Origin of the sequence: Gordonia sp. YY1, assembly GCF_009872315.1 — a bacterium.
GTDB lineage: Bacteria > Actinomycetota > Actinomycetes > Mycobacteriales > Mycobacteriaceae > Gordonia > Gordonia amicalis.
In genome coordinates this window covers 314,456-338,436 of the sequence record NZ_WXYI01000004.1, presented here as the reverse complement: position 1 = coordinate 338,436, position 23,981 = coordinate 314,456, and the positions used below count along the sequence as shown (strand labels likewise).

Here is a 23,981-nt window from a genome sequence, read left to right as displayed (position 1 = left end):
TAGGCGACGAGCGCAGCGAGGAGCCCCCCTGTCCATGGCCATGAGAAAGTCCCCACTGGTGGCCAGGTCGAGGTCCCCGCTGGTGGCCAGATAAAAGTCCCCACCCTGTGTTCGTCGTGTCGACCCGGAACTGAGGGCCCAGGCGATGACGGTGAAGGTGCCAACCGATCACCATCACCGCCTGGGAGTTCCATTGAAGTCTGCGAAGGACCGTATGGACATCATTTCTGCTTACCGAGAACTCGGAAGCTATCGCGCCGCAGCCGAGGTGTGCGGCACCACCCACAAGACCGTCAAACGTGTGGTCGACCGGTTCGAGGCCGACGATCAACCACCCGATCGCAAGGAACGGGCCCGCAACTACGACACCGTCGCCGAGCTGGTCGCCGAGAGAGTCGAGCGGTCACACGGCCGGATCACCGCCAAACGTCTGCTACCAGTAGCGCGAGCGGCGGGCTATGCAGGCTCGGCCCGCAACTTCCGTCGTCTCGTCGCCCAGGAGAAAACACAGTGGCGCCGTGATCACCATCGTGGGCGTCGCCCGGCAGTGTGGGCTCCGGGTGACTACCTGGTCATCGATTGGGCCGTGATCGGCGGCCTGCACATGTTCTGCGCGGTGTTGGCGTTCTCACGCTGGCGGTTCGTTCGGTTCGCCACCAATGAAACATCCACCACCACACTCGGATTCATCGCTGAAGCCTTTGAGGAGATCGGTGGAGTACCCAACAAGGTACTCGCTGATCGGATGGGCTGCCTCAAAGGTGGAGTCGTCGCCAACGTCGTCGTACCCACCCCCTCGTATGTGCGGTTTGCCACCCACTACGGGTTCGCCCCGGATTTCTGTCACGGCGCCGATCCGGAATCGAAAGGGATCGTGGAGAACCTCTGCGGGTACGCGCAGTCAGATCTGGCGCAACCGTTGTGGACCGAAGCCAAGATCGCCGCTGGTCGTGACGACGTGCAGCTGGATGTGCACGCAGCGAACCGGGCCGCGCGGGACTGGTGTGTCGAGGTCAACACCCGCCGCCACAGCGACACACTGTGCGTGCCTGCTGAGCAACTCGATGTGGAACGAGAAGTGCTGTCGACGTTGCCATCTCTGCGGGCCCAAGTCGGCCCACCGCCGGTCACCCGAAAGGTCGATCGCCTCTCATGTATCCGGTACGCCTCGGCCCGCTACTCGGTACCCAACCGGCTCATCGGCACCACCGTGACCCTCATCCAGGACGGTGAACGGCTCCTGATCGCCGAACCCGCCTCAGGCGAGGTGATCGCCGAACATCTGCTGGCCGCACCCGGAGAGGTCGTCCTCAACGATGACCACTACGGCGGGCCACGCACACCGCCCAGTCGTGCACCACGACCCAAAACCGCAGCAGAGAAGCAGTTCTGCGCTCTCGGTGAGGTTGCTGAGCAGTTCCTGGTCGGTGCCGCCGCGATCGGTAACACCCGCCTAAGCGGTGAACTCGACGACATCCTCGGGCTCGTCACCTCCCACGGCCACGAACAGGTGCTCACCGCCCTGACCAGGGCGGTGGCATTCCGACGGTTCAAGGCCGCCGATGTGCGTTCGATCCTCGATGCCGGAGCCGGCACCCCCAACCCGCGACCGGCCGGCACAGCACTGCTCGGGCACCTGCCTACCGCGCCCACCCGCTCGCTGGATGCCTACAAGCTCGGCGCCGGCGACAAGGAGGTGTCATGACCACCACAACATCGACATCAGTTGCACCAACAGTGCCGCCACTACCGGCCGACCTCGACCAAGCGCTACGCCGATTGAAGCTCGCCTCGATCCGCCGCACCGCACCCGAGGTACTGCTCACCGCGAAAACCCAGCGATGGACACCCGAAGAAGTGCTGCGGACCCTGGTCGAAGCCGAGATCGCCGCTCGTGATGCCTCCAACATCCGCAACCGACTCAAAGCTGCCGGGTTCCCGGTCACCAAAACCCTGGAATCGTTCGACGTGGCCGCATCCTCCATCCCGGCCAACACCTTCGAATACCTATCCTCACTGGAATGGGTTCGAGCCCAACACAATCTGGCCTTGATCGGCCCAGCCGGGACTGGCAAGAGTCACACCCTGATCGGGCTGGGGATCGCCGCAGTACACGCCGGACACAAAGTGCGGTACTTCACCGCCGCCGACCTCGTGGAGACCCTGTATCGCGGACTGGCCGACAACACCGTCGGCAAAACCATCGACACCCTGCTACGCCAAGATCTGCTCATCCTCGACGAGATCGGATTCGCACCACTCGACGACACCGGCACCCAACTACTGTTCCGGCTCGTCGCCGGCGCCTACGAACGCCGCTCTCTCGCGATCGCCAGCCACTGGCCCTTCGAACAATGGGGACGATTCCTGCCCGAACACACCACCGCCGCCAGCATCCTCGACCGGCTCCTACACCACGCCACCATCGTCATCACCGACGGCGACTCCTACCGCATGACACACCGAACGGAGGTACCACCCACCTAGAACATCCCGCACAGGGTGGGGACTTTTACCTGGCCACCAGCGGGGACATCAAACTGGCCGTTGACACCCCCATCGCTCCCTGAGGTGCGACGAGCGCTAGCGAGGAGCCTCGAAGGGCTGGCGAGCAGACCGCTTGAACCTTCTCGCAGCCCCCTGCGGCAAGCTATGGCGAGCGCCGGTATTGCTCCCTGAGGTGCGACGAGCGTTAGCAGGAGGCCCCCATCGCTCCCTGAGGTGCGACGAACGCTAGCGAGGAGGTCCCGTCGCTCCCTGAGGTGTGACGAGCGCTAGCGAGGAGCCTCGAAGGGCTAGAGACCAGACCAACCAAGCCCCTACTCCTCGTACCGCCGCCGTTCCTGGGTGCGCGTGAAAGTGATTGCGGCAATGCCCACTCCGAGTATCGACAGAATGTCCGACTCGGTGAACCCGTGATCGATGTTAATCGAGATCAGCACCCGTCCCTCGATCGGCCCGTTCCACATGAACCATGCGGCCGAAAGGGCAGCCATGACCCCAGCCGCGCAGTAAGTAGGACGCGCCAGGCACCACGCGCCCGTGACAAACAGGAGGTTCAGCAGGACCAACGCATGGAACACAGATGGGTCGACGGGCTGGGCGGGCATCGCACCAGTATCCCTGCCGTTGATACTCACGCAACCTGGTGGTGCCGACAGTGCCGGGCGACCCTCAACCCTGCGGGCCGCTACTCATCCAACGCGCAAGTCCGCTCCGAAAGCTTTCGGTGCTGGCAGGCGACGAATTGAACCGCCAGTCACGCTCCTTGTCCATCTGGAACCAGATAAAGCCGAGGACATTCGGTGCAGATTCGATGACTCGGAAAAAGTCTGTAATCCACTCCGCTTTGAGATTCGGGGTAGTGCCGTCGGCGCACCCAACTTCAGTGATAAGCGTGGGACGGTTCGAGCTCAACTTGCCCAGTACCTCGAGACTTTCGGAGAAGAGCTTATGGGCGGACTGCCATTGGTGGCCTGGTGACTGACCCCAGTTGTAACCGTCCAGGCCGAGGTAATCCACGACACCGTCTCCGGGGTAGCAATCGGTGAAGTCTCGAGTGCCCTCAGTGATTGCATTTGGCGCCCACACGAACTGAACGTGCGGTGCCTTGTCTCTGATGATCGCATGCATTCGCGACCAGGCGGCGCGGTAGTCGTCGGACGTGTTCTGGCTGGTTCCTATCGACCATGGATACCAGGTTCCGTTCATCTCTTGCGCGAACCTGAGCAGAACTGGATAGGGCCACGCTGCCAACTGTGCTCCCCAACGGGACAAGTCCGAATCGTGTTGACCAGCAGCGATGGTCGCGAGTGAGAAGAAGGACTGGTCGCTTCCTTTGCTGGGGTCCCAAGGTTCAAGAGTCAGGATGGGGGTTGCCTCACTGCCGCGTATGAGATCGAGGGTCGCGACGGGTAGTGAATCTGGGATTGCTGCGAATAGGTGCACTAAATAAGGCTTGTAACCGGCGAGAGATTCAAGTCGGGCAATCGAGCTGAACGTTGGCTGACCTGTATCAGTCACTGTCGGCATGAACGCTCCCCAGGACCGCCGATGACCAAGCGGTTGCTGCTGTGGATGACTGTCTACACTGCACGAAGTAACCCCGGCCATCGCCGTCGCTAGCGTGGCCATTAAGAACGTGCGACGCGGGAGTCTGGCACCTTGCTCTCTCGGCCTCACGTTATCGATCACTCAGTCATTCTTGCTGTCGCCGGGTTGGCTGGAGAACCTGGGGCCGTCGCAACGCGCAGCCAACGGGCTGTTCACGCTACAGAAACCAATTCTGGCCCGAGCTTCGAGTATTTGAGACAAATGAGACTCGAGCGCGCCGGAATTCGGACATTTGATAGTTCCCGTAACTGTTTAGAGAAACTAAGTCTGTGCGGTTTTGTCCCCCGATCTGGGGGCTTGTCATCGAAGGAAGGTGCATTGCGACAACGTCCGAATCCGTAGCTGGCGACGATCTATGAGATCCGTCACTATCCGTGCGATGTGGTTTGGCCTGCTGAAACGCCTGCCGCGCAGCATATTTCACTAGGGGCTTTGGTCCCTAGTGACTACGAGACGGGTCTGACGTGTGGATCGAGTCACAGTGGATAGGCCCGTAGGGGCGACCCGTCTTTGCTAGCTGGACGTTCCTACAAAATAGTAACCTGAAGTGTCGTCCGCCTGGACTACAAAAGCGTTCAAGTTGTACATATGACCGGTCTGAAATACGCTCGCTAACATCCGCGAAGCCAATTGCGGGCGGGCGTCGTCGACGCTCTGGTGGTTGGGCGTAGGGGCCGATCGCCGCCTTCGAGTTCATCAGTTTTGTTTTGGGAGGTTGGCTGTGGCCCATCGTCCGGCCGATGCCGCTTTGGGACGGAGTTCGGACCGTGTGCCCCTGCGACTGCGCTTCGCCAGCAGGGCGCGGGAACGTTCGCGTTCCTGGATTCACGGCTACGTGGTTCGGCTCGCGTGGAGTGACGCACTGATTGTTGCAGCTTCGGTCCTGCTCGCTCAGTTTGTGCGTTTTGGTGCCGAGAGCGCACTTGCCCCCAACGGTTCCGTGCAGGCGCCGGCGAGTCTCGTGTCGGTTGTCCTGGCCATCGGTTGGCTCCTGTCGCTGCGCGCGTTCCAGACACTTGACCGGCGAATTGTAGGGTCAGGCTCGCAGGAGTACAGCCGCGTCGTCACCGCGTGCCTTGCACTGTTCGGTGTCCTTGCGATGGTTGACCTGCTCTTCCGTTTGAATATCGCACGGGGATTTATTGCAATCGCGCTGCCGGTTGGCACCGCGGGTCTGCTGGTCTCGCGGTGGCTCTGGCGACAGCGACTCGGACGGCAGCGTTTGCGGTCAGAAAATGTAGAGCACGTGCTGGTCGTTGGTAGCGAGGCTTCAGCGGTTCCGCTGATTGACCGTCTACACCGCCAACCCAACCTCGGGTTCCGAGTTGTCGGGCTGTGCCTCCCCAGTCGAGCCGGTCAACGGCCCTTCGTGCCCGTCGGCGGCCGAAATATACCGGTATTTGGATCGTTTGATGATGTTTGCGAGTCGGTCCTCGAGGCCGGCGCCACAACTGTCGCTGTGACGTCTGCCGAAGCTCTGGGGCACGACGCGATGCAAGCACTGTCATGGGATCTTGAGGGGCTTGACGTCGACATGATGGTGTCGCCGGGAGTTACGGATGTGGCCGGGCCTCGAGTCATGGTGCGTCCGGTTGCTGGACTTCCCCTGCTGCATATTGACAAGCCGCGGTACGAAGGGGCGAACCGGTTCAGGAAGGCGTTCGTCGATCGAGTGGGCGCCGCAACGATTCTGACAGTGCTTTCTCCGGTGTTCATCGCAGTAGCAATCGCGATCAAGATTGATTCCAGCGGTCCGATCTTCTACCGCGCTACCCGGATCGGCCTGAATAATGCGCCATTCTCGATGTGGAAATTCCGGTCGATGGTGCAAGATGCCGACGCGCTCAAAGACAACTTGCGCGCCCTGAACGAAGGATCGGGCGTGCTCTTCAAGATGCGCGAAGACCCCCGAGTCACGAAAGTCGGTAGATTTATCCGCCGCTACAGTCTCGACGAACTCCCTCAGTTGCTCAACGTCCTCGGCGGGACGATGAGCCTCGTGGGTCCAAGGCCGCCTTTGCCAGAGGAAGTCGAGCGGTACGACGGCCGGGTGGCGCGCAGAATGCTGGTCAAGCCCGGAATGACAGGTCTGTGGCAGGTTTCCGGCCGTTCCGACCTCTCTTGGGAGGAGTCGGTTCGACTTGATCTGACCTACGTCGAAAATTGGTCGATCATGCAGGACGCGCTCATTCTGTGGCGGACAGCAAAAGCAGTGGTTGCGAAGGATGGTGCGTACTGATGCGGATGGTCGTTCTTGGTCTCGGATACTTAGGGGCAACCCACGCCGCGTGCATGGCTGAGTTGGGTCATGAGGTGCTCGGGATCGAAGTTGTCCCAGAGAAGCGCGCTCAGTTGGCTGCTGGCGAGGTCCCTTTCTACGAACCAGGCTTACCCGACCTCTTGAAGCGACACATCGACGCGGGTTCTTTGAAGGTGTCGGGCTCATATGCGGACGCGGCAGACTTTGCCGATGTCTTCTTTATCGCGGTCGGTACGCCACAAAAGAAGGGTGAATACAGCGCCGATCTCAGCTACGTCGACTCCGCTCTTGAGGAACTGGTGCCGCTCCTCACCCGGGATGCCCTGATTCTGGGAAAGTCCACAGTGCCGGTCGGAACAGCACTTCGCCTATCGGAGCGAGCCGATGAGCTCGCGAAGGACGTCCAAGTCGAGATCGCCTGGAATCCGGAATTCTTACGCGAGGGCTTTGCCGTCCAAGACACACTCCGTCCGGATCGAATCGTCCTGGGCGCTTTCGCTGGGGGTACGGCCGAAGGCACTTGTCGAGAAATCTACAAGTCGATGATCGACGCGGAGACGCCCTTCATCGTCACCGATCCTCCGACCGCGGAACTCGTAAAGACCGCTGCCAATGCCTTTCTGGCAACGAAGATCTCATTCATCAATGCGATCGCTGAGGTATGCGATGCGGCGGGGGCGGACGTTGCCGCTATCGCAGACGCGATCGGACATGATGCCCGCATCGGACGAAAGTTCTTGAACGCGGGTCTCGGGTTCGGTGGAGGATGTCTACCCAAGGACATTCGGGCGTTCATGGCTCGCGCGGGAGAACTCGGGGCTGCTGAAGCGCTTAGCTTCTTACGCGAAGTGGACAACGTCAACATGCGGCGACGCACCCGTATGGTGGAAGTCACCCGTGAAGTGTGCGGCGGAAGTCTTCTGGGCAAGAGAATCGCAGTACTCGGCGCCGCCTTCAAACCGGAGTCCGACGATGTACGCGACTCGCCAGCGCTCAACGTCGCAGGTCAGATCCAGCTCCAGGGAGCTTCGGTCTCCGTGTATGACCCCAAGGCTATGGACAACTCGCGAAAGTTGTTCCCCACCTTGGACTATGCCACGTCCGCTGCGGACGCTTGCGCCGCCGCCGACGCAGTTCTAGTCCTGACCGAGTGGCAGGAGTTCCAGATACTTGACCCAGAGGCACTCGGCCAACTCGTTCGACAACGCAACGTCATCGACGGCCGAATGTGCCTACCGTCCGAAGCGTGGATTGACGCCGGCTGGACCTACCGCGTCTAGGCCACAAGGCCAACAGACACTGAACACACCGCAGAGAGAGCATTGTAGGGAAATATGAAAAAGGCTTTGATTACCGGTATTACGGGTCAGGACGGGTCCTACCTCGCCGAGCTGCTGATTTCAAAAGGGTATGAGGTCCACGGTCTGATTCGCCGGTCATCCTCGTTCAACACGTCGCGAATCGACCACCTGTACGTTGACCCCCACGATCCGAGTGCACGCTTGTTCTTGCACTACGGCGACCTCACCGACGGTGCGCGCCTGGTAACTCTTGTGTCCGAGATCAATCCTGACGAGGTCTACAACCTTGCTGCACAGTCGCATGTACGAGTGAGCTTTGATGAGCCGGAACACACTGGAAATACCACCGGTGTCGGATCGATCCGACTCCTCGAGGCTGTACGCCTCGCCGGCGTCCAGTGCCGCTTCTACCAGGCATCCAGTTCCGAGATGTTCGGGGCATCGCCGCCCCCGCAGAACGAGGAAACCGCGTTTTATCCGCGTTCGCCGTACGGTGCCGCTAAGGTCTACTCCTACTGGGTCACGCGGAACTACCGTGAGGCGTACGGTATGTTCGCCGTCAACGGAATCCTGTTCAATCATGAGTCGCCGCGACGTGGCGAGACCTTTGTGACGCGCAAGATCACGCGCGCTGCCGCTCGAATCAAGGCTGGAGTCGAGCAGTACTTGTACATGGGCAATCTTGATGCTGTACGTGACTGGGGTTACGCGCCAGAGTACGTCGAAGGCATGTGGAGGATGCTCCAGGCTGACGAGCCGGACGACTTCGTACTGGCAACGGGCGGCAACTATTCCGTTCGCGACTTCCTTATCACTGCGTTCGAACACGCGGGGCTCGATTGGGAGGAACATGTCAAGTTCGACGAACGCTACCTCCGTCCTACAGAGGTCGACGCACTGATCGGTGATGCTTCCAAAGCGGAAAGTCTACTCGGATGGAAGCCTTCAGTGATGACGCCCGATCTGGCTCAAATCATGGTCGACGCAGACATCGCGGCGCTTGAGAACGAAGGCAAACCCTGGATCGACAAGCCGGCCTTGAAATACTGGGACTGAGAAGAAAGAAACAGAAGAAATGACGGTCGAAGGCTTCGTTCCCTCACCAATTGACCGGCGCGCAAAGACATACATCGCCGGGCACCGCGGTCTTGTTGGATCATCCGTATGGCGTCGGATGGGTTCGGAAGGTTTTACGAACCTCATTGGACGAACTAGTGCAGAGCTTGACTTGACGCACCGAGATGAAGTCTTTGAGTTCTTCAAATCTGAACGTCCAGAAGTGGTTGTGCTTGCTGCTGCCAAAGTCGGAGGAATACTAGCCAATAATACCTATCCAGTTGACTTTCTATCAACTAATCTGCAAATACAGACGAACGTAATGGATGCGGCACTCGCGATAGGAGTGCCGAGGCTGATGTTTTTGGGGTCGTCGTGCATATATCCAAAGTACGCCGAGCAACCAATCCGTGAGGATGCGTTGCTGACTGGGCTTCTAGAACCCACGAACGACGCGTACGCAATTGCGAAGATTGCTGGGATTCTCCACGTTCAAGCGGTACGCAGACAATACGGCCTTCGGTGGATCTCGGCCATGCCGACGAATCTATACGGCCCAGGAGACAATTTCTCTCCTGAAGGGTCGCATGTATTACCAGGTCTTATCAGACGATACGATGAAGCCAAGAATTCAGGTGCCACAACAGTAACTAACTGGGGGAGTGGTACACCTCGGCGCGAATTCTTGCATGTTGACGATTTGGCGTCCGCGTGCCTGCATCTACTTGACAATTACGACGGATCTAAACAGGTAAATGTCGGCACGGGATCTGATGTCACGATATTGGAACTGGCCGAAATTGTGGCAAACGCGGTGGGATATAGCGGAATAACACAATGGGACAAAACGAAACCCGATGGGACGCCGCGTAAACTTCTCGACATCTCAACACTTACCAGTCTTAACTGGAAGCCGTCGATTTCGTTGGAAGAGGGAATAGCGCAAACGGTAAAGTGGTATGTCGACAATCGGCATACAGCAAGCGCGAGGCGGCCTAGCGGAGCCGCAGAGAGCGTGGCTTCGGAAACCGTTGGAGGCTAGATCAGTTGAGGACGGTCACAATACTCCAGGAATATGTTCCTCAATACCGTGTGCCCCTATTCCAGGCGATGCAAGAAATCGGCATGGGATCCGGCCTACGAATTCAGGTCGCTGCTGGAGTTCCACACAAGTCGCTTCGCCAACGCTCCGACGGTGTGTTGGATGATGTTGACGTAAAGCTCAATCAGCGAGAGATCCGCCTTGGTGGAAGGCGCCTCGTAATGCGATCAACCGGAGAAGTCTACCAAAATTCTGACCTAGTCGTCGTGGAACAGGCCAGGCGAAACATCGATGTCTACATACAGCTCTTGCGGAGCGGCAAGAAGATCGCCATGTGGGGACATGGCCGCGACTATGTAGACTCACCCTCTCGTGTCCGGAAGGAGCTCTTGACGCGACTAACGAATAAGTCTGCATGGTTCTTTGGGTACACACACGAGAGCGTCGATGCGGTAGTGTCCAGTGGCTTCGACCGGGGTCGAACGACCAACCTGAGGAACACCATTGATACCAGAACGTTGCGACGCTACCTGGAATCAACAGATGATCGAGAAGTTGAAGAGATTCGCCGCCAACTCAAAGCAACGCATCTCGCAGTAACGATTGGGGCCGTCGACGAGTCGAAAAGGATCCCGTTTCTGCTCGATGCATGCGCCCTGGTCGCCTCGAGGTTGGACGGATTCAAGCTTGTAATCGCCGGCGATGGAGCTGATTCGTCCTTCGTTGTTGATCAATCTGCCCGACATGAATGGCTGATCAAACAGCCGCCAGTGCGCGGGAAGGACTTAGCATTGCTTCTTAAGGCGGCAGATGTATTAGCGATGCCAGGGAGAGTCGGGTTAGTTGCGGTCGATGCGCTCACAGCTCGAGTACCAACAGTTACCACAGACTGGCCCTATCACGCACCAGAGCGAGCCTACCTGGACGCTTCGACTTCGGTCGTCTCGCGAAATACGGTACGGGACTTCGCGAACGAACTAGAAATGCTCCTCCGGAACCCCGCACAGATTGAAAGCATGAGTCGAGCCTGCATTGCATCATCGGAGGGTCTCTCGATCCAAGAAATGGCGGAGAGATTCATCGGAGGAATTCTAGGCGCGCTGGAGCGTCAAGAATGAATCACGTCAATTATAGCTCGAATAGACATAAAACATATTCGAAGCGAGGTCCAGCATCGATCGCGGAGAATGTCAGCCCTAGGGATACCTTCTCCACGAAATTATCGCACTATGCAGTCGACGCTCGTGATGGTCTTATCCACAAGGCAGTCCGACTTCTCGACTCGGGCCTAATAAACCTCAGAGCGCGAAGGCCGGTTCGAGAAAAATCTGGCTTGAAACTCGATATGCCCAAGCCAGCGGCACCGATCGTCGTTTCCGTGACCACCTATCCGGCGCGGGTGCGAGAGTGCGTGAGGACTCTCAGAACAATTCTGATGCAGTCCTATGCTCCATATAAAGTTCTACTTGTCCTCTCTCGCGAGCAGTTCAGTGGAGTAGTTCCAGTAGAGTTTAAAGAATTTCACGAGTCTCAGGTAGAGATCATTTTCGACGAAGGTGATATCAGAAGCTACAAAAAGTTGCTACCAGCTCTAGAGAGATATCCAGAGTGTATAATTGTCACAGCCGATGACGACGTCCTCTATCCGCGCTGGTGGCTTCCTGAGTTGGTTGCCGAGCATATGAGCGCCCCCACGACGATCCTCGGCCATAGGGGCGCGCGAATCACAGTCGACGAAGGCAGGATAGCGCGATACGTTGATTGGCCGCGTGCGACCAGGAATACCCCTTCAACTGTGACGTTCCTGACCGGAATGGGAGGTATTCTCTACCCGCCAAACTCCCTGGACGATCATGTTCTCGATCGCAAGCTTGCAGCGTCTCTCTGTCCGGACGCAGATGACATTTGGTTTAAAGTCTGTGCTCTTCTAGCCGGAACGGACGTGCGGAAGGTGTCTGACGGCGCAGGAGAGTTTCACGTTCAAGGAAAGGCGCAGCTCACTGCACTCCACCGAAACAATGTAGGAAGACATGAGAACGATCGACACCTGAAGAAGGTATTCGAGCACTTCAAGTTAATCGACGGAATTCTCGCCGACAGTCCTTCGGACCGAGTCCGATGAGCACCAGTCGAATTGTGGTTGTGAGTCAACTACCGCCACCGGTGCATGGTTCTACTGTAATGACAGCAGTCTTTATGGGATCCATGGATCGATTGGGGGTGGAAGCCAGTCTTGTTGATAGGAGATTCAGCGCCGATCTTGGTCAGGTCGGACATGCCTCGTTCGGCAAGCTCGTTCGGGCGATAGGGCTGTTCTCCCGCTTACGCCAGGCTGCGAAAGTCAAGAGACCGGATTATGGGGTCGTTTTTGTGACCAACAGGCCTGGGTCATTCCTTGTCGACTGTGCCGTGGTGGCAATACTACGAATGTACCGAGTGCCAATTATTCACTATGTGCACACCACAGGCTTCTCAAAACTCGCGAGCCGGGGTCACGCCTGGAAACAACTTGTCCGCGCTGTGCTGAGTTCTGCTGACACGGTTGTTACCTTAGGTCCATCTTTGGCCGATGATATTGCGCAATGGGTAAAGCCTGCACAAATGTGCTTTATCCAGAACATTCCACACATGGCTCCCTCGAGTATTTCTCCGGCGAATCAAGGTGGGCCTATAATTTTTCTATCTAACCTCATCCGCGAGAAGGGTGCGGATACTTTTGTGCAGGCGGCGTCTATACTTGCTGCCAAAGTGGATCACCAATTCGTGATCGCGGGCGGTGAACCAGATGATGAGTTTAGCAAAGAACTTCGAGCACTAGTTGATGCATTAAGTCTGGGTTCGCGAGTCCGTTTTCTTGGTCATTTGGACAGCAATAGTAAATGGCAACTCTTAAGAGATTGTGCAATGCTTGTTTTTCCGTCTCGGTATCCGTTTGAGGCGCAGCCGCTGACTCTTGTGGAGGCGAGACATGTTGGAGTGCCGACGGTGGCAACCGATGTCGGTGGGATCCGAGATCTCGTCGACGAGAGTGGCTGGCTGACACTCGATCCGATAGGTACATCGGAGTCCATCGCGCAGGCAGTTCTGGCAAAGCTAAGTGAGTCGCCGCCCAGGTACCGCACCGGAGATAACGGTAGGCAGTGGACAAGTGTTTATGACCAAGCATGGCTTTCTGTCTTGACTAACGAGCCGGGAGACGGGTCTAAATGTCGATCTGATCATCAGGTCGCGGGACGGACTACCTGCACTGAGCGGGTAAAGGATGTCGACGAGGATCAGCGAGGGGGCAAACTCTAATGAACTGTGATCCTTACGAGTCAACGAGCGACGATTTCAGCGAACTGGCCGAGAATCCGTCACCCGGAATCGCTGTTCCTAGGGGGACGACGATTGGTGGAGTCGAGTTTTTTTCTGGCACACTTGAAAGTGCGACATCAGTCGTCTTGCGTTCGGTGGGCTCTGACATAGCCTGCAGCTTCAGGTTGTCAAACGCCTATTGCCTTGTTGAGGCTAACAAGAGTCCCGCATACATGAAGGTACTCAATGGTGCTGGGTGCACATTCCCAGACGGCGCCCCGATCGCATTCCTGTTGAACCGGGCTACGAATCGCGGTGCTGAAAGAGTGAGGGGTGCGGATCTATTCAGAAACGTCATCGAGCAAGGCCAGGCATTGGGTGTCCGGCACTACTTTCTCGGCACAACTGACGTTACTCTGCAAATGCTGACCGACAAGATTCTTTCAAAATACCCTCGCGCACTAATTGCGGGGACATACTCGCCGCATTATGGGACGTTCAGCTCGGCTGATATCGAGCGTTACGCAGAACTTGTAAGGGCGTCCGGGGCAGACATTGTTTGGATCGGGCTTGGGTCACCAAAGCAAGACTTCGTGGCTCAAGCGCTCAGTCAGGCAGTGCAGATGCCCTGCGTCGCAGTCGGAGCTGCATTCGACTTTGAAGCTGGAGTTGTGCGTGAAGCCCCAGACTGGTTTCAGAAGTTCGGAATGGAGTGGTTCTTCAGATTATGCCAAGATCCGGCCAGGCTTTGGCGACGATACTTGTTTGGGAACATTCAGTTCATTTGCATCATACTTCTCGAGCGGCGGAGAAGTTTCACGACACTCAAACGCAATAAGACGTCCCGGCGGAGTGTCGCTTTCAATGAAAGAGGTCCGAGCGGCGAATGACTATGAATGATTATTTGGCTGAGGATGGCGAGAAAGTCAACGAAAAAGTACTCATGGTTGTACCGACGATGGGTAGCCGCATGAGTTGGCTGAACGATTGCATTAAGTCAATAGAAGGTCAGTCGTTGAAGCCACGCATCATAGTCGTCGGCCCATCCGCGTCCTCGCTGCCTGAGTACTGCAGCGCACGGGGTATCGAGTTTCTGCCTGATCCGGGGAAGGGTCTGAGTGGAGCGATCAACCATGGATGGTCGAAAGCGAGTAAGGATACAGAATACCTAGCGTGGCTGGGCGATGATGATCTCCTCGCGCCCGGCAGTCTCAGTCAGGTTGTGTCGGCAATGGAGAAGTCCGCGGATTCTGCTTTTGCTTATGGAAAGACACGCTACATCGACGAGGTTGGTCGAACTATCTATATCTCGCGGCCTACGAAGTTTGCGCCGAAGTATATGAAGTTTGGCAAGGACCTGTTGCCGCAACCGGGATCAGTTGCGCGGGCTAGCGCGATTACCTGGTCTCCTCCGATTGATGAGTCGCTGACGAATGCGATGGATCTCGATTTCTACCTTCGTCTATCCACGGCGGAGGGTTGGACGTGGAGTTACGTACCAATCGAAGTTTCTGCATACAGGATCCATGGTGGTGCGATCACACAGGAGAAGGGAGTGCGTGACGAGTCGGAGGTGGTTCGAGACCGGTATCGGAGCCTGCGATCCGCCAGCGTCGCACGCCGTCTCTATGGAGTGCGAAACTTTGTCGAGAGAGCCCTGACTTGGGTCCAATGGCACGTGCCAAATCGGAAGTCCGTCACCGATAGCGGTGCCTACTGTCTGCCAGGCTGGTTCGATGACTTCGAGGTGCGCTGATTCCGGGGCCTGAGGACGGTTTACGAGTCGAGGGAGAGGCGAATCGAGTGCAATTACGAAATCGTGATTACACGTTTTCGCTGGAAGACGTGGTGTTGGTTTGCCTTGTCGCGGCAGGCTCAGCGTTCTTAGTGGTCCCATTCGGCCCGTTTACTCTTCTCGGTGCTATCTCGGTGATAGCGCTGCCAGCTACGTGGGGCCGCTGCCCAGGGGGCAGGACTCCTCCTTGGCTCTTAATGTGGTTGCTAGCTAGTCTGATTTTGGTGGCGCTTGGATCGGTACTCCACTCAAGGCAGGTGTTTTCGACCGCCTTCCAGTTTGCTTATCCGTTCACTGTCTTTAGTGTCGCTGTGCTGCTGTTGTGGTTGGCCCGCGAGTCTGAGAGACGGTACGCACTGTTGGGCTTAGGCGTAGGTCTTGGGTTGTGTTTGGGGTTTTTGATTCAACCGGTTGGGGTAGTTGAGGGAGAGCCCCTCAAAAGCAGTTTGGGAATAGGCCTGGCGCTCATCGGGTTCTCGCTGTTCGCATACCTTCGACTGCCCATTCCCGTAGGGAGCGCTGGGGCCGTCCTCGTGGGCACGATGTTCATACTCGGCGATGTCAGGAACCTTGGTGCCGCCTGTATCACGGCCGGCGCGGTGTTGTTCGGCGCAAGCGGTATGCGTCGAAAGATGAGATTGGGTGGCCTATGGACAGGAATTGTTGTCGTTCTCATCGGAGTTGTTGCTGCGCTAGTTACCGTTCAGGTCTATTCATTTGCGGCAAGCTCGGGTGTACTAGGTGACGAAGCGAAACTGAAATATGAACGGCAGCACTCGGTCAGTGGCGGTCTGTTGGTGGCCGGCCGACCGGAGGTTGTGATTTCGTACACTGCGATTGCGTCAGAGCCGCTCGTTGGCCGTGGCGCGAATCCTCGCGCGACCTTTACTGAGAGATCGGACGCAATCAACCTGCTTCTGAAGTCGGGCCGAGCGGTCACTGATAATGATGTCGAACGACTAACTGGGCATATAATTAACAGTCATAGTGTCGCACTTTCATGGTGGGTAATGCTGGGCGTCGGGGGCTTCTTCGTTTGGTTGGCATTTCTGGCCTTACTATTGGTGGCCAGTGTATTGGCACTCATCGGTAGATCTTCGCTAGCAATCCTTATAACCTTCGCCGCAGTTCAGACATCCTGGGACATGTTCTTTTCTCCCTGGAATGCCCGAAATGAGTCACTATGGGGAATCTACGTGGCAATCGCTGTGTATTGCATCTGGCGTTTTGCGAAGTCTGACAAGCGGTCTTCCGCAGTGTCTGTGGTGGGAATTGAAATTGAGCACCGTTAAACTGCCTCGTCCGACCACGGCAGCGAGTCGTGATCTGTGGGGTTCGCTCGGCGTGAAGCTGATCTTCTTGCCGATTACTGCTGTACTGGCGCTCGTCGCGCTGAACTCTATTTCGGTGGCGTTCTCGGACGTAGGAGTTGGACTATATGGACTGGTCGTCGTAATACCGTTGGTCATTCCTTTTGCAGACCTGGGTCTTGGAGGAAGCGTTACCGAAGTTGTAGCGGCTCGCCGGTTGCGCCAGGAGCATTTTGTTCGCCAACGTATCCGCAACGCGACCGCAATCTTGGTCTGCATTGGATTGTCCGTAGCGGTCTGCGCCATTCTTGTGGGTTCGGTCCAGGGGTGGTCGATAGTGATCGGGATTGACGGTCGCGACGCAAACATCGCGTTCAGTCTTGCTCTCGCTCTGTTCGGGCTTTGTATCCCGCTGGCGCTGGGATATCGTATTCTGCTTGGTCTGCAGCGTAATACGACTGTAGTGGCGATTCAATCTGGCGCCGGTGCGCTGGGGTATATATGGATCATTATCGCCGCGAAGACTGGATGCCCGCTATGGCTATCGGTAGTCGGCCCTCAACTTGTGGCGCTCGTTTCAAGTGCTACCGCGTTCGCGATTGCAATTCGAGTTTTCAGTCGCGTTGATGAGTTTGGTACCGGTGATGGTTCTGACTTTTCCCTCTTCAGAATGGCTCGATCCAATCTTGTTGTTCTCATGTCGATCCCCATCGCTTACCAGGGGGGCCGGTTCCTCCTTGCTCATTCCGGGAGGATTGAGGAACTGGCACACTATACGGCAGCCTTTGCGTTCTATGCCCCAGTTGCTGCCCTGGTGGCATCGGCAGGCCAGTCCCTTTGGCCGAGGTTTAGCGGTATCCAATCAGGTTCGTCGGCGGAATTCAAAGACGCTCTGCGCTCCGCGGTGCTACTCTTCACGTCCTTTGGATCGGTTGCTCTTCTATGCCTTTCTCTGGTGGCGAAGCCGATTTCACAGATTGTCTTGGATGAGATCGATGTCCCGTGGGCGTTATTCTTCTGGTTCGGCCTACTTGCATTCTTTGTGTCAGTGCAGTATCCGTTCGGAATGGCCTTGATGGGTCCATCTGGCGTTCGTTTTCAATCTGTCTGCTTTGCTCTAATGGCGGCGTCAAGTATTGCCCTGTCGTGGTTGACAATTGATGACTTGGGTTCAGTTGCTGCCGTTATCGGCCCGTTGATGTCATTGGTCCTCGTGGTACTCGTTCCGGCCATCACTCGAACGATGGTGTTGGGAAGGAGATGATGACTGAGTGCTTCTTGCGCGTATGTGGAAAATCGTGATGAATATTGAGACAACTGGTGTCACCTGTTGGGTTTCTTTGTCTTCCGGGAGGTTTTTATGAACGACGATTCTAGGTTTAGGATTTCGCAATCCGACGCAGTTGGTCGGATGTGGGTTCGTCGACTGTTTACAGATTGGTGGGTTGTTGTAATTGCGAGCCTGATGGCGGCTTGTGCTGCCCTCGCGTTCAGTTGGACCCAGCCGGTTGTATTTGAGTCGTCAGTGACCCTGTATGTCACGTCAGGGACTGATGGTGAGAATCCGAATGCCGCTTATCAAAGTTCGTTGGCTTCTCAGCAGCGGGTCGAGTCGTATGCGCATCTCGTGAGGACTGAATCGTTTGCCGCTCGCACACTCGCGCTGTCTGGGCTATCTGACGTGACGCCAAAGGATGTTTCTGGGTTGCTGTCGTCTGACGCACGCCTCGACACGGTATTGCTTAGTATCTCCGCTCAGGGTCCAAACCCGAACCAGGCGGCGCACTTGGCCAACAGTGCGGCACGCGCGATGCTCGAGTACGTGAAGGATCTAGAGACTCCTGCTTCGGGTGGGCCGGCTCTGGCGAAGTTGACTATCGTGTCGCCTGCGACGCCAGAATCGGTTCCGGTATCCCCTCGAACGAAGCGAAACGTTGCTTATGGTGTTGCGGTCGGCGCAGTCATCGGCCTCTTACTGATCCTACTTCTCGTTCGGTTCGATACTCGAGTCCGAAGCAGCGACGATCTTCGTGAGCTTAGTGACTCTCCGACACTGGGTGCCATTCCTTCCGATCCTACTCTTGGCAATGTTTCTAGCCTGGATTTCGGACGTGGATTCAGTCCGGCCGCAGAGGCGTATCGTCACCTCCGGACTAATATCTCGTTTGTGCGTGTGGATGATCCGGTCGGATGTCTTGTTGTTGCGAGCGCGTCGCCGGGTGAGGGTAAGACAACGACGTCGATGAACCTGGCGGCTGCGTTCTCTGAGTCTGGTCTCAAAGTGCTGATTATTGATGCTGACCTCCGGCGCCCCCGACTGCATGAATGTTTCGGAGTCAGCCGCGAGATTGGTCTGACCAGCATTCTGCGCGATGATATTCCTCTCGCTGACGGTATTCAGGGAACTGGAATTCCGGGGTTGGATATTATTGCGAGTGGGCCGACGGCGCCTAATCCTGCCGAGCTTTTAGGTTCGAATCGGGCGGAGGTTGTTTTTTCGGAGGCGAAGCGTGCGTACGATATGGTCATCGTCGATGTGCCGCCGATTCTTCCCGTTGCTGATGGTCTGATCGTGTCGAGATACGCAGGGGGTGTGTTGGTGGTTGTGCGGACGGGCTTCAGTTCTATTCATGACCTGTCAAAAGCCGTCGATATACTTGACACTGGCAACGTTGATATTTTTGGCTTTGTTCTCAACGATGTCGCCTCGGATTCGGGTAGCTACCGCTACGATTACGTGTCAATTGATAGTCGCGACAACGCTTAGCTGTCGTTACTGATTGTGTTCCGGCATCTGCTTCCTCGCTTTGGTGTGGATTTTCTTCGTTCGTGCATGGCATGTGTTTATCGGCGGGGGGGGGCGATCGCTGATCCAGATTGTCGGCTGCGGTTCGGTAAAGGTGGTCGGCTACGGAGGAGTGGGTGTGCTCCAGAAATTGTGGGTTAGCTGGCTGCATGGCGTCGGTCGATCCCGTGCTCGACGAAAGTAGCTTCCCGTAGAACTACGCACCGCTACCCCGGGTCGCGGGGCCTCTCTGTTCGAGATGGTCATCCCGCTGGTGGTGCGTCCTGTATGAAGGAAATTTGACTGTGAACCTTACTGGTCACTTACGGATTGCCCACCGTGATGGTTATCTCAATCGTGTTGTTTCATCGAGTTTAATCCCGCGCCGTGCCCGCACCTTCTTGTTGAATAAGTCGGGGCACAAGATCGCCTGGGGTGCGGCGATTAATCCGCGGTGCTTCCTTGGCGCGAAGTCCGGGCTTGTGGTGGGATCGGGTTCCTTCATAAATTATGGGTGTTTCTTTGACCTCGGGGCGGAGACAATCATTGGACGAAGAACTCACCTCGGCTACGAAGTCATGGTGATGACGTGCTCTCACGAGGTTGGTGACTCTGACCGCCGATGTGGTTCTTCGACCGTATCTAGTGTCAGAATAGGTTCCGGATGTTGGATCGGCGCGCGCGCCGTTATTTGTCCCGGCGTTACCATCGGAGACGGTTGCGTGATTGCTGCGGGAAGTGTTGTTGTAGAAGATTGCGAGCCAAATTCCCTCTATGCAGGTGTCCCGGCCAAGCGGAAGCGCTCCTTGGATTGACGGATGAAGTGATTAAATCCTCATCGGCTAGGTGACTCTGGGACTTCTGCTCGCGAAGAGGAGGGGGCTATTTCCGTGCAGTGAGATGGTGCCGTCGGAGGCCAGTCATGCCGGCGCCGACCCGCCTCCGACCTATGGGCGCGCCCTCATGCTATCTGGCTATCTGACCGGCATGCACGGGTCGGGGCGATCCTGCCAGCCACTTGAGAGCATGGCACCACACGCATTGCCACCGCCGAAGCGTGCAGACCCGATCCCGGTAAGGTCGCCAGTCGTGGTCGACGCCAGCGATGGAGCACAGCTCCGTCTCGGGGTCTAAGAGCGGTCGTGTCTCGGGGACCTTGATGTCGCGGGGGATACGGACCTGGCGACCTCCCCGTTGGGCAGCTGCATGTAGATGCGGATGCGTCGGCTCATGTGGTTCGGACGCAGTAACCATGGGGGTACCATGATCGGTGACCGGTCGTGACGTGCTGCGGACCACAGCTGAGACTTATGCGGGCGTCGATGCGGCGACAGCAGGCGGAGATGCCATAGGCCGCCGACTGCGGGTGGGCGCCAACGGAGCCCGACCTCCTAGACCTGGCCGTCGAGTGCGACGAGGTGATCTACTGCCAGCGCCCGTCGGCGCCTGACCTCACTGACCGGTCGTTGCTCGGCGATGCCTGGGATACCGGGCCGGGGCTACTTCCGCGGGTGGTGTTGGTGATGCGCACCCAGTCACTGACCTGGAACTCAGCCATCAGATCCCCGCTTCGAATTGCCCGCTGTCATCTCAATGCAGTGTGGCCGAGGTGATTCGGTAGCCATTTGAAAATCCGTGAGCATCCTCGTGTGGTTACTCGACCTCGGCGTCTGAGTGAGTGCGGACGTCGACAACTTCGACGTCCTCGAAGTTGTGAGACAGGACGACTCACACCTTCTGCTCGTTGTTCATGGTCTGGAGGGTAATGTGCGTCTTCGGCCGTCTCCTTTAGCTGTCACCGCGACATGTAAAGGTTCCTTGCATCCGCGCGATACCGGGAGTTATGGGCGGTGGCGGGTGTCGTCTAGACGGGCGAAACACTCGCCCCGACTTGCACCGCTAGGACGGCCAACCGACGATGTCTCAGTGAACAACCGAGTCGCCTACCTCGACGGCATCCGCGCCTGCGCGGCACTCTATGTCCTCATCCATCACGCATTCATGACCGCATACCCAGATCGAATCACCGGAGTAGTGCCCGGATGGACAGGCAGGGTGTTCGGCTGGGCAATCTGGGGCCACTTCGGTGTGACGGTCTTCATCGTTCTTGCCGGTTACTCCCTCGCACTCGGAGTGGCAAAGCACGGCGGTAATCTCCCCGGCGGATTCCGGGGATACATGACGAAACGATCGTGGCGCATCATCCCCGCATACTGGATTGCCCTGGCCGCCACCATCATCCTGTCGGTGACAGTCATCGGAACCCAGACCGGCACTCACTGGGACCAATCAGCACCGTCAAGTCCGAAAGGCTGGCTCGTCGACTTTCTGCTACTGCAAGACATCGTGCCGGTCCGGAATGCCGCCTACACATTCTGGTCAATCTCGGTCGAATACCACATCTACCTGCTACTGCCGCTGATGCTGTTGGTTTGGCGTCGCATTAACTGGCCAGCCGCAATCGCCGCCGGAGTCCTGGTCGGAGTTATCGGGATCGTCGCCGCGTTCGGAGACGAACGCATCTGGCGTCTACACCCGAGCTACTACCTCCTGTTCGCCCTTGCGGCTGGAGCGTGTATCTGCACAATCCAACGCCCCGACATCGCAGTTCGAATACCGTGGCGTTCAATCGGCATCCTGTGCGCTGCGACCGGGGCCGCCACCTTGTGGGTGTTCGGGTATGCGCGGACACTCGACGACTACTGGTGGCTCGACGTCCTGTTTGGAATCGCGACGATATGCCTCATCGTGTCGATGCAGCTCGGGAGGGCATCCTCGGCCGAAAAGGTTTTCAACTGGCGGCCGTTCGCGACTGCTTCCGCTTTCTCGTATACCCTCTATCTCATCCACGCGCAACTGCTGCAAGTCTTCTGGCAGTTGGTGATCCGGCCGTTCAACCTCGCCGCCACATGGCAGTTGGTACTCCTATGGCTGGTGGCGTGCCCGCTTATCGTGCTGATCTCGTGGGGTGCGGCACGATACATGGAGGCCCCGTTTGTGCGACTCGCAGCGAAGAGGTCGCGGACAGGTACGACCCTGCCGGGTCCGGTCAGCGAACCCCGATAGCGGGCCCGCGCACACCAGTTGGTGCCGTCGAACCTGAACGTCACCGAGTTGTGGTACCCCGCTGTCGTCGTGGGTGTCGCAGCGGGACCGCAAGCGAACTAGCAGGTCGTCGGACACATATAGGTGCGGCTACCTGTGTCATCTCAAATCCACTCGATCGTGAGTGTCTGGCCTGCAAGACCTCCGGTGGACGAGCGGGTAGCGCTGATACTGAGTCACCATCCGCAAAGCGCCGTTCGTGGCAGTGAACAGTACCGCGCCACTGGTTGATAGCGTCGAGAGGCGCTCGTCGTGAATCAGCCCGCGGCCGAACCTGTCGTCTGAGCGGATCACTTTTCGTGCCGGTGTCATCCTGAGCGAAAGTGCCGGTCATTGGCGTGTCGGCGATAGCTAGAGCATTGAGTTCGACACCCAGTGACCCGCCGGCGCGGATTGCCCGCGCAGATCCCAAGGAGCTTGGTGTTTTTGAATGTCAGCACACTGAACAGAATTCGCGCCGCCGACTCCGCCGACAAGACGTAACCGGTGTTGCCAGGCCCCGTGTCGTAAACCAGCGACTGGAAGTGGGATGTATTCACAACGCCGCGACTGCGGGGGAGACTAAACACGGCGGCGTTGGCCTCGTTGACTTCGCACTTCTCCACGCGCGCGTGGTCCAGAGCAATCTGCCAACACGAATCCAAGAGCAACTGTGTATTCGGGGAATGGCACCTCGAACCCGTCGATCCGCCCTGTGCGTGATGTGGATGGCAGGAGTGGTTAAGAAATCGCGACGCGCATAGAGGTGCTTGGCGTGGATACGGAGTGCTCCAGCGGTCTGATCCAGCCAGATCACCAGGCCGCGCAGTAGCACCCCGCGCAATGATGTGTTCGGCGTCGACACCCCAGATGGGATTGATTACTGGGTTGTCTTGGATGATGCCGACACCGGCATAGCCTTTGTCGCACGTTAGTCGGTGCAGGTCAAAGTTGTAGGCATCATGCCTGATGTGGGTGTCCGTATGGAAGCCGATCGCGACTGCGGCGGTGCTCTTCATCGGTCTGGTAATTCGTACTCGTACTCGCGGGTGACGTCACCGCGGGTATCGGTGGCGATGGTGCCGTCCTCGTTGTAGGTGTAGGTGGTCTCCACGCCGTTGGCGATGACCGCCTCGACGTTGTCGTCCGCGCTGTATTCGATCTCCACGTCGGGAACACTGAACATACGAGACGTCGGGCGCGCCATTCGGCAGCGGGTCAATATAGGCCCGTTCGATGTTGGTGTTCGCGCCGAGGTTGTGCAGATGTGTTGCGGCGAAGGGGGGAATGCGCGCATCTCACCGAGTCGAGGACGAGTTCGGTAATGCTGGTTCCGGCGATGTTGACGGCCACCATGCTGTTCTCGCCGGGGGGCGCCGTGACTCCAGGGGCGGGCCAGCCGGACATCGCGAAGCTGGCGATCCGGAAGCTGTCGGCGGTGAGGAAGACACTGGTCGTCGGTGGCGAATTCGGCTGCCGTGATTGCGTGGTAGTACCCGTTTGCCGATCCGGTTTGGACGCCTACAGGTCCGCCACTGGCGCGGATCGTCAGGCGTGATGCGGGTGCCGTTCGAATCGAGCCGCACGGGAAAATCCCCGGCGGACCCGGGGGGATGAAGGGTGCCCCCACCAGGGCTCGAACCTGGGACCTGCGGATTAAAAGTCCGTAGCTCTACCAACTGAGCTATAGGGGCGTACCCCGGTGAGCCGGGGCGTCGACGAGTTTACAGCTTGCCGGCACGGGGTGAACGGGGGCCTGTGGGTGTGTCGAGCCTGCCGCGGGGCTGTGTCCGATGGGGCTGTGAGGGCACCTTCTCTTCGAGGCAGTGAGAATGGGCGTGGGTGGTCGACCGGGTCTGGGTCTGACTTACTTCGAGGCTGACGGTTGCTGTCATGAGCGAGATGTGTCGGCCCGGAACCTCCGGTCGGCTACCCGCG

At 57.7% G+C, this 23,981-nt stretch carries 19 protein-coding genes and 1 tRNA gene; 16 read left to right on the top strand and 4 right to left on the bottom strand.

The window, feature by feature from the left end; genetic code table 11:
• Window positions 1–193 precede the first annotated feature (193 nt).
• Window positions 194–1,705, top strand: coding sequence for an IS21 family transposase (istA, locus tag BPODLACK_RS08545; RefSeq protein WP_075863973.1), 1,512 nt, complete (start codon window positions 194–196; stop codon window positions 1,703–1,705).
• Complete coding sequence (gene istB, locus BPODLACK_RS08540) at window positions 1,702–2,487, top strand: IS21-like element helper ATPase IstB (protein WP_006361228.1); 786 nt, start codon at window positions 1,702–1,704, stop codon at window positions 2,485–2,487. Before istA ends, istB begins: the two co-directional genes overlap by 4 nt.
• Before the next feature lie 332 nt (window positions 2,488–2,819).
• Here istB and BPODLACK_RS08535 read toward each other — a convergent pair whose 3' ends face one another.
• The gene (locus BPODLACK_RS08535) at window positions 2,820–3,110 is read right to left on the bottom strand and encodes a hypothetical protein (protein WP_159405090.1); all 291 of its coding nucleotides are present in this window, start codon (window positions 3,108–3,110) and stop codon (window positions 2,820–2,822) included.
• A 64-nt stretch (window positions 3,111–3,174) separates the two neighbouring features.
• The gene (locus tag BPODLACK_RS08530) at window positions 3,175–4,032 is read right to left on the bottom strand and encodes a glycoside hydrolase family 26 protein (RefSeq protein ID WP_236577636.1); all 858 of its coding nucleotides are present in this window, start codon (window positions 4,030–4,032) and stop codon (window positions 3,175–3,177) included.
• Window positions 4,033–4,834: 802 nt separating this feature from the next.
• On the opposite strand from BPODLACK_RS08530, the gene BPODLACK_RS08525 reads away from it, so the two are divergent.
• The 14 genes from BPODLACK_RS08525 to BPODLACK_RS08460 all read left to right on the top strand — a co-directional run bounded on the left by BPODLACK_RS08525 (window position 4,835) and on the right by BPODLACK_RS08460 (window position 22,025).
• On the top strand, window positions 4,835–6,352 hold the full coding sequence (locus tag BPODLACK_RS08525) for a sugar transferase (protein ID WP_159405089.1): 1,518 nt from the start codon (window positions 4,835–4,837) through the stop codon (window positions 6,350–6,352).
• Window positions 6,352–7,653, top strand: a complete 1,302-nt coding sequence (locus BPODLACK_RS08520) for a UDP-glucose dehydrogenase family protein (protein ID WP_159405088.1) — start codon at window positions 6,352–6,354, stop codon at window positions 7,651–7,653. The genes BPODLACK_RS08525 and BPODLACK_RS08520 overlap by 1 nt, the downstream gene beginning before the upstream one ends.
• A gap of 54 nt (window positions 7,654–7,707) precedes the next feature.
• Window positions 7,708–8,730: a GDP-mannose 4,6-dehydratase gene (gene gmd / locus BPODLACK_RS08515; protein WP_159405087.1), complete on the top strand. Its 1,023-nt coding sequence runs from the start codon at window positions 7,708–7,710 to the stop codon at window positions 8,728–8,730.
• A gap of 19 nt (window positions 8,731–8,749) precedes the next feature.
• Complete coding sequence (locus BPODLACK_RS08510) at window positions 8,750–9,772, top strand: GDP-L-fucose synthase family protein (RefSeq protein WP_159405086.1); 1,023 nt, start codon at window positions 8,750–8,752, stop codon at window positions 9,770–9,772.
• Between the two features lie 158 nt (window positions 9,773–9,930).
• Complete coding sequence (locus BPODLACK_RS08505; protein ID WP_159405085.1) at window positions 9,931–10,890, top strand: glycosyltransferase family 4 protein; 960 nt, start codon at window positions 9,931–9,933, stop codon at window positions 10,888–10,890.
• A 260-nt stretch (window positions 10,891–11,150) separates the two neighbouring features.
• Entirely contained in the window at window positions 11,151–11,894 is a 744-nt protein-coding gene (locus BPODLACK_RS08500) for a hypothetical protein (RefSeq protein WP_159405084.1), read from the top strand.
• A gap of 59 nt (window positions 11,895–11,953) precedes the next feature.
• A complete protein-coding gene (locus tag BPODLACK_RS08495) occupies window positions 11,954–13,069 on the top strand; it encodes a glycosyltransferase family 4 protein (RefSeq protein WP_159405083.1) in 1,116 nt (371 codons plus the stop codon).
• Window positions 13,069–13,959, top strand: coding sequence for a WecB/TagA/CpsF family glycosyltransferase (locus BPODLACK_RS23895; protein WP_442903265.1), 891 nt, complete (start codon window positions 13,069–13,071; stop codon window positions 13,957–13,959). The genes BPODLACK_RS08495 and BPODLACK_RS23895 overlap by 1 nt, the downstream gene beginning before the upstream one ends.
• 2 nt (window positions 13,960–13,961) lie before the next feature.
• Window positions 13,962–14,825: a glycosyltransferase gene (locus tag BPODLACK_RS08485; protein ID WP_159405081.1), complete on the top strand. Its 864-nt coding sequence runs from the start codon at window positions 13,962–13,964 to the stop codon at window positions 14,823–14,825.
• Window positions 14,826–15,088: 263 nt separating this feature from the next.
• Complete coding sequence (locus tag BPODLACK_RS08480) at window positions 15,089–16,156, top strand: hypothetical protein (protein WP_159405080.1); 1,068 nt, start codon at window positions 15,089–15,091, stop codon at window positions 16,154–16,156.
• Between the two features lie 52 nt (window positions 16,157–16,208).
• A complete protein-coding gene (locus tag BPODLACK_RS08475; protein WP_159405079.1) occupies window positions 16,209–17,438 on the top strand; it encodes a lipopolysaccharide biosynthesis protein in 1,230 nt (409 codons plus the stop codon).
• A 96-nt stretch (window positions 17,439–17,534) separates the two neighbouring features.
• Window positions 17,535–18,941 carry a polysaccharide biosynthesis tyrosine autokinase gene (locus BPODLACK_RS08470; RefSeq protein ID WP_159405078.1) on the top strand — a complete coding sequence of 469 codons (1,407 nt, stop codon included), beginning with the start codon at window positions 17,535–17,537 and terminating at the stop codon, window positions 18,939–18,941.
• Between the two features lie 596 nt (window positions 18,942–19,537).
• Window positions 19,538–19,774, top strand: a complete 237-nt coding sequence (locus BPODLACK_RS08465) for a DapH/DapD/GlmU-related protein (protein WP_159405102.1) — start codon at window positions 19,538–19,540, stop codon at window positions 19,772–19,774.
• A 1,111-nt stretch (window positions 19,775–20,885) separates the two neighbouring features.
• On the top strand, window positions 20,886–22,025 hold the full coding sequence (locus tag BPODLACK_RS08460; RefSeq protein WP_159405077.1) for an acyltransferase family protein: 1,140 nt from the start codon (window positions 20,886–20,888) through the stop codon (window positions 22,023–22,025).
• 1,033 nt (window positions 22,026–23,058) lie between these two features.
• Here BPODLACK_RS08460 and BPODLACK_RS08455 read toward each other — a convergent pair.
• Window positions 23,059–23,211 (bottom strand): hypothetical protein, encoded by a 153-nt coding sequence (locus BPODLACK_RS08455; protein WP_159405076.1) that lies wholly within the window; start codon window positions 23,209–23,211, stop codon window positions 23,059–23,061.
• Between the two features lie 453 nt (window positions 23,212–23,664).
• Window positions 23,665–23,737: transfer RNA gene (locus BPODLACK_RS08450), tRNA-Lys, on the bottom strand.
• Between the last annotated feature and the right edge of the window lie 244 nt (window positions 23,738–23,981).

Excerpts from the sequence above, each read along its gene's own strand:
- istB (WP_006361228.1), top strand. The coding sequence starts at position 1,702 with ATGACCACCACAACATCGACATCAGTTGCACCAACAGTGCCGCCACTA.
- BPODLACK_RS08535 (WP_159405090.1), bottom strand. The coding sequence starts at position 3,110 with ATGCCCGCCCAGCCCGTCGACCCATCTGTGTTCCATGCGTTGGTCCTG.
- BPODLACK_RS08530 (WP_236577636.1), bottom strand. The coding sequence starts at position 4,032 with ATGCCGACAGTGACTGATACAGGTCAGCCAACGTTCAGCTCGATTGCC.
- BPODLACK_RS08520 (WP_159405088.1), top strand. The coding sequence starts at position 6,352 with ATGCGGATGGTCGTTCTTGGTCTCGGATACTTAGGGGCAACCCACGCC.
- gmd (WP_159405087.1), top strand. The coding sequence starts at position 7,708 with ATGAAAAAGGCTTTGATTACCGGTATTACGGGTCAGGACGGGTCCTAC.
- BPODLACK_RS08510 (WP_159405086.1), top strand. The coding sequence starts at position 8,750 with ATGACGGTCGAAGGCTTCGTTCCCTCACCAATTGACCGGCGCGCAAAG.
- BPODLACK_RS08495 (WP_159405083.1), top strand. The coding sequence starts at position 11,954 with ATGACAGCAGTCTTTATGGGATCCATGGATCGATTGGGGGTGGAAGCC.
- BPODLACK_RS23895 (WP_442903265.1), top strand. The coding sequence starts at position 13,069 with ATGAACTGTGATCCTTACGAGTCAACGAGCGACGATTTCAGCGAACTG.
- BPODLACK_RS08485 (WP_159405081.1), top strand. The coding sequence starts at position 13,962 with ATGAATGATTATTTGGCTGAGGATGGCGAGAAAGTCAACGAAAAAGTA.
- BPODLACK_RS08470 (WP_159405078.1), top strand. The coding sequence starts at position 17,535 with ATGAACGACGATTCTAGGTTTAGGATTTCGCAATCCGACGCAGTTGGT.
- BPODLACK_RS08465 (WP_159405102.1), top strand. The coding sequence starts at position 19,538 with ATGGTGATGACGTGCTCTCACGAGGTTGGTGACTCTGACCGCCGATGT.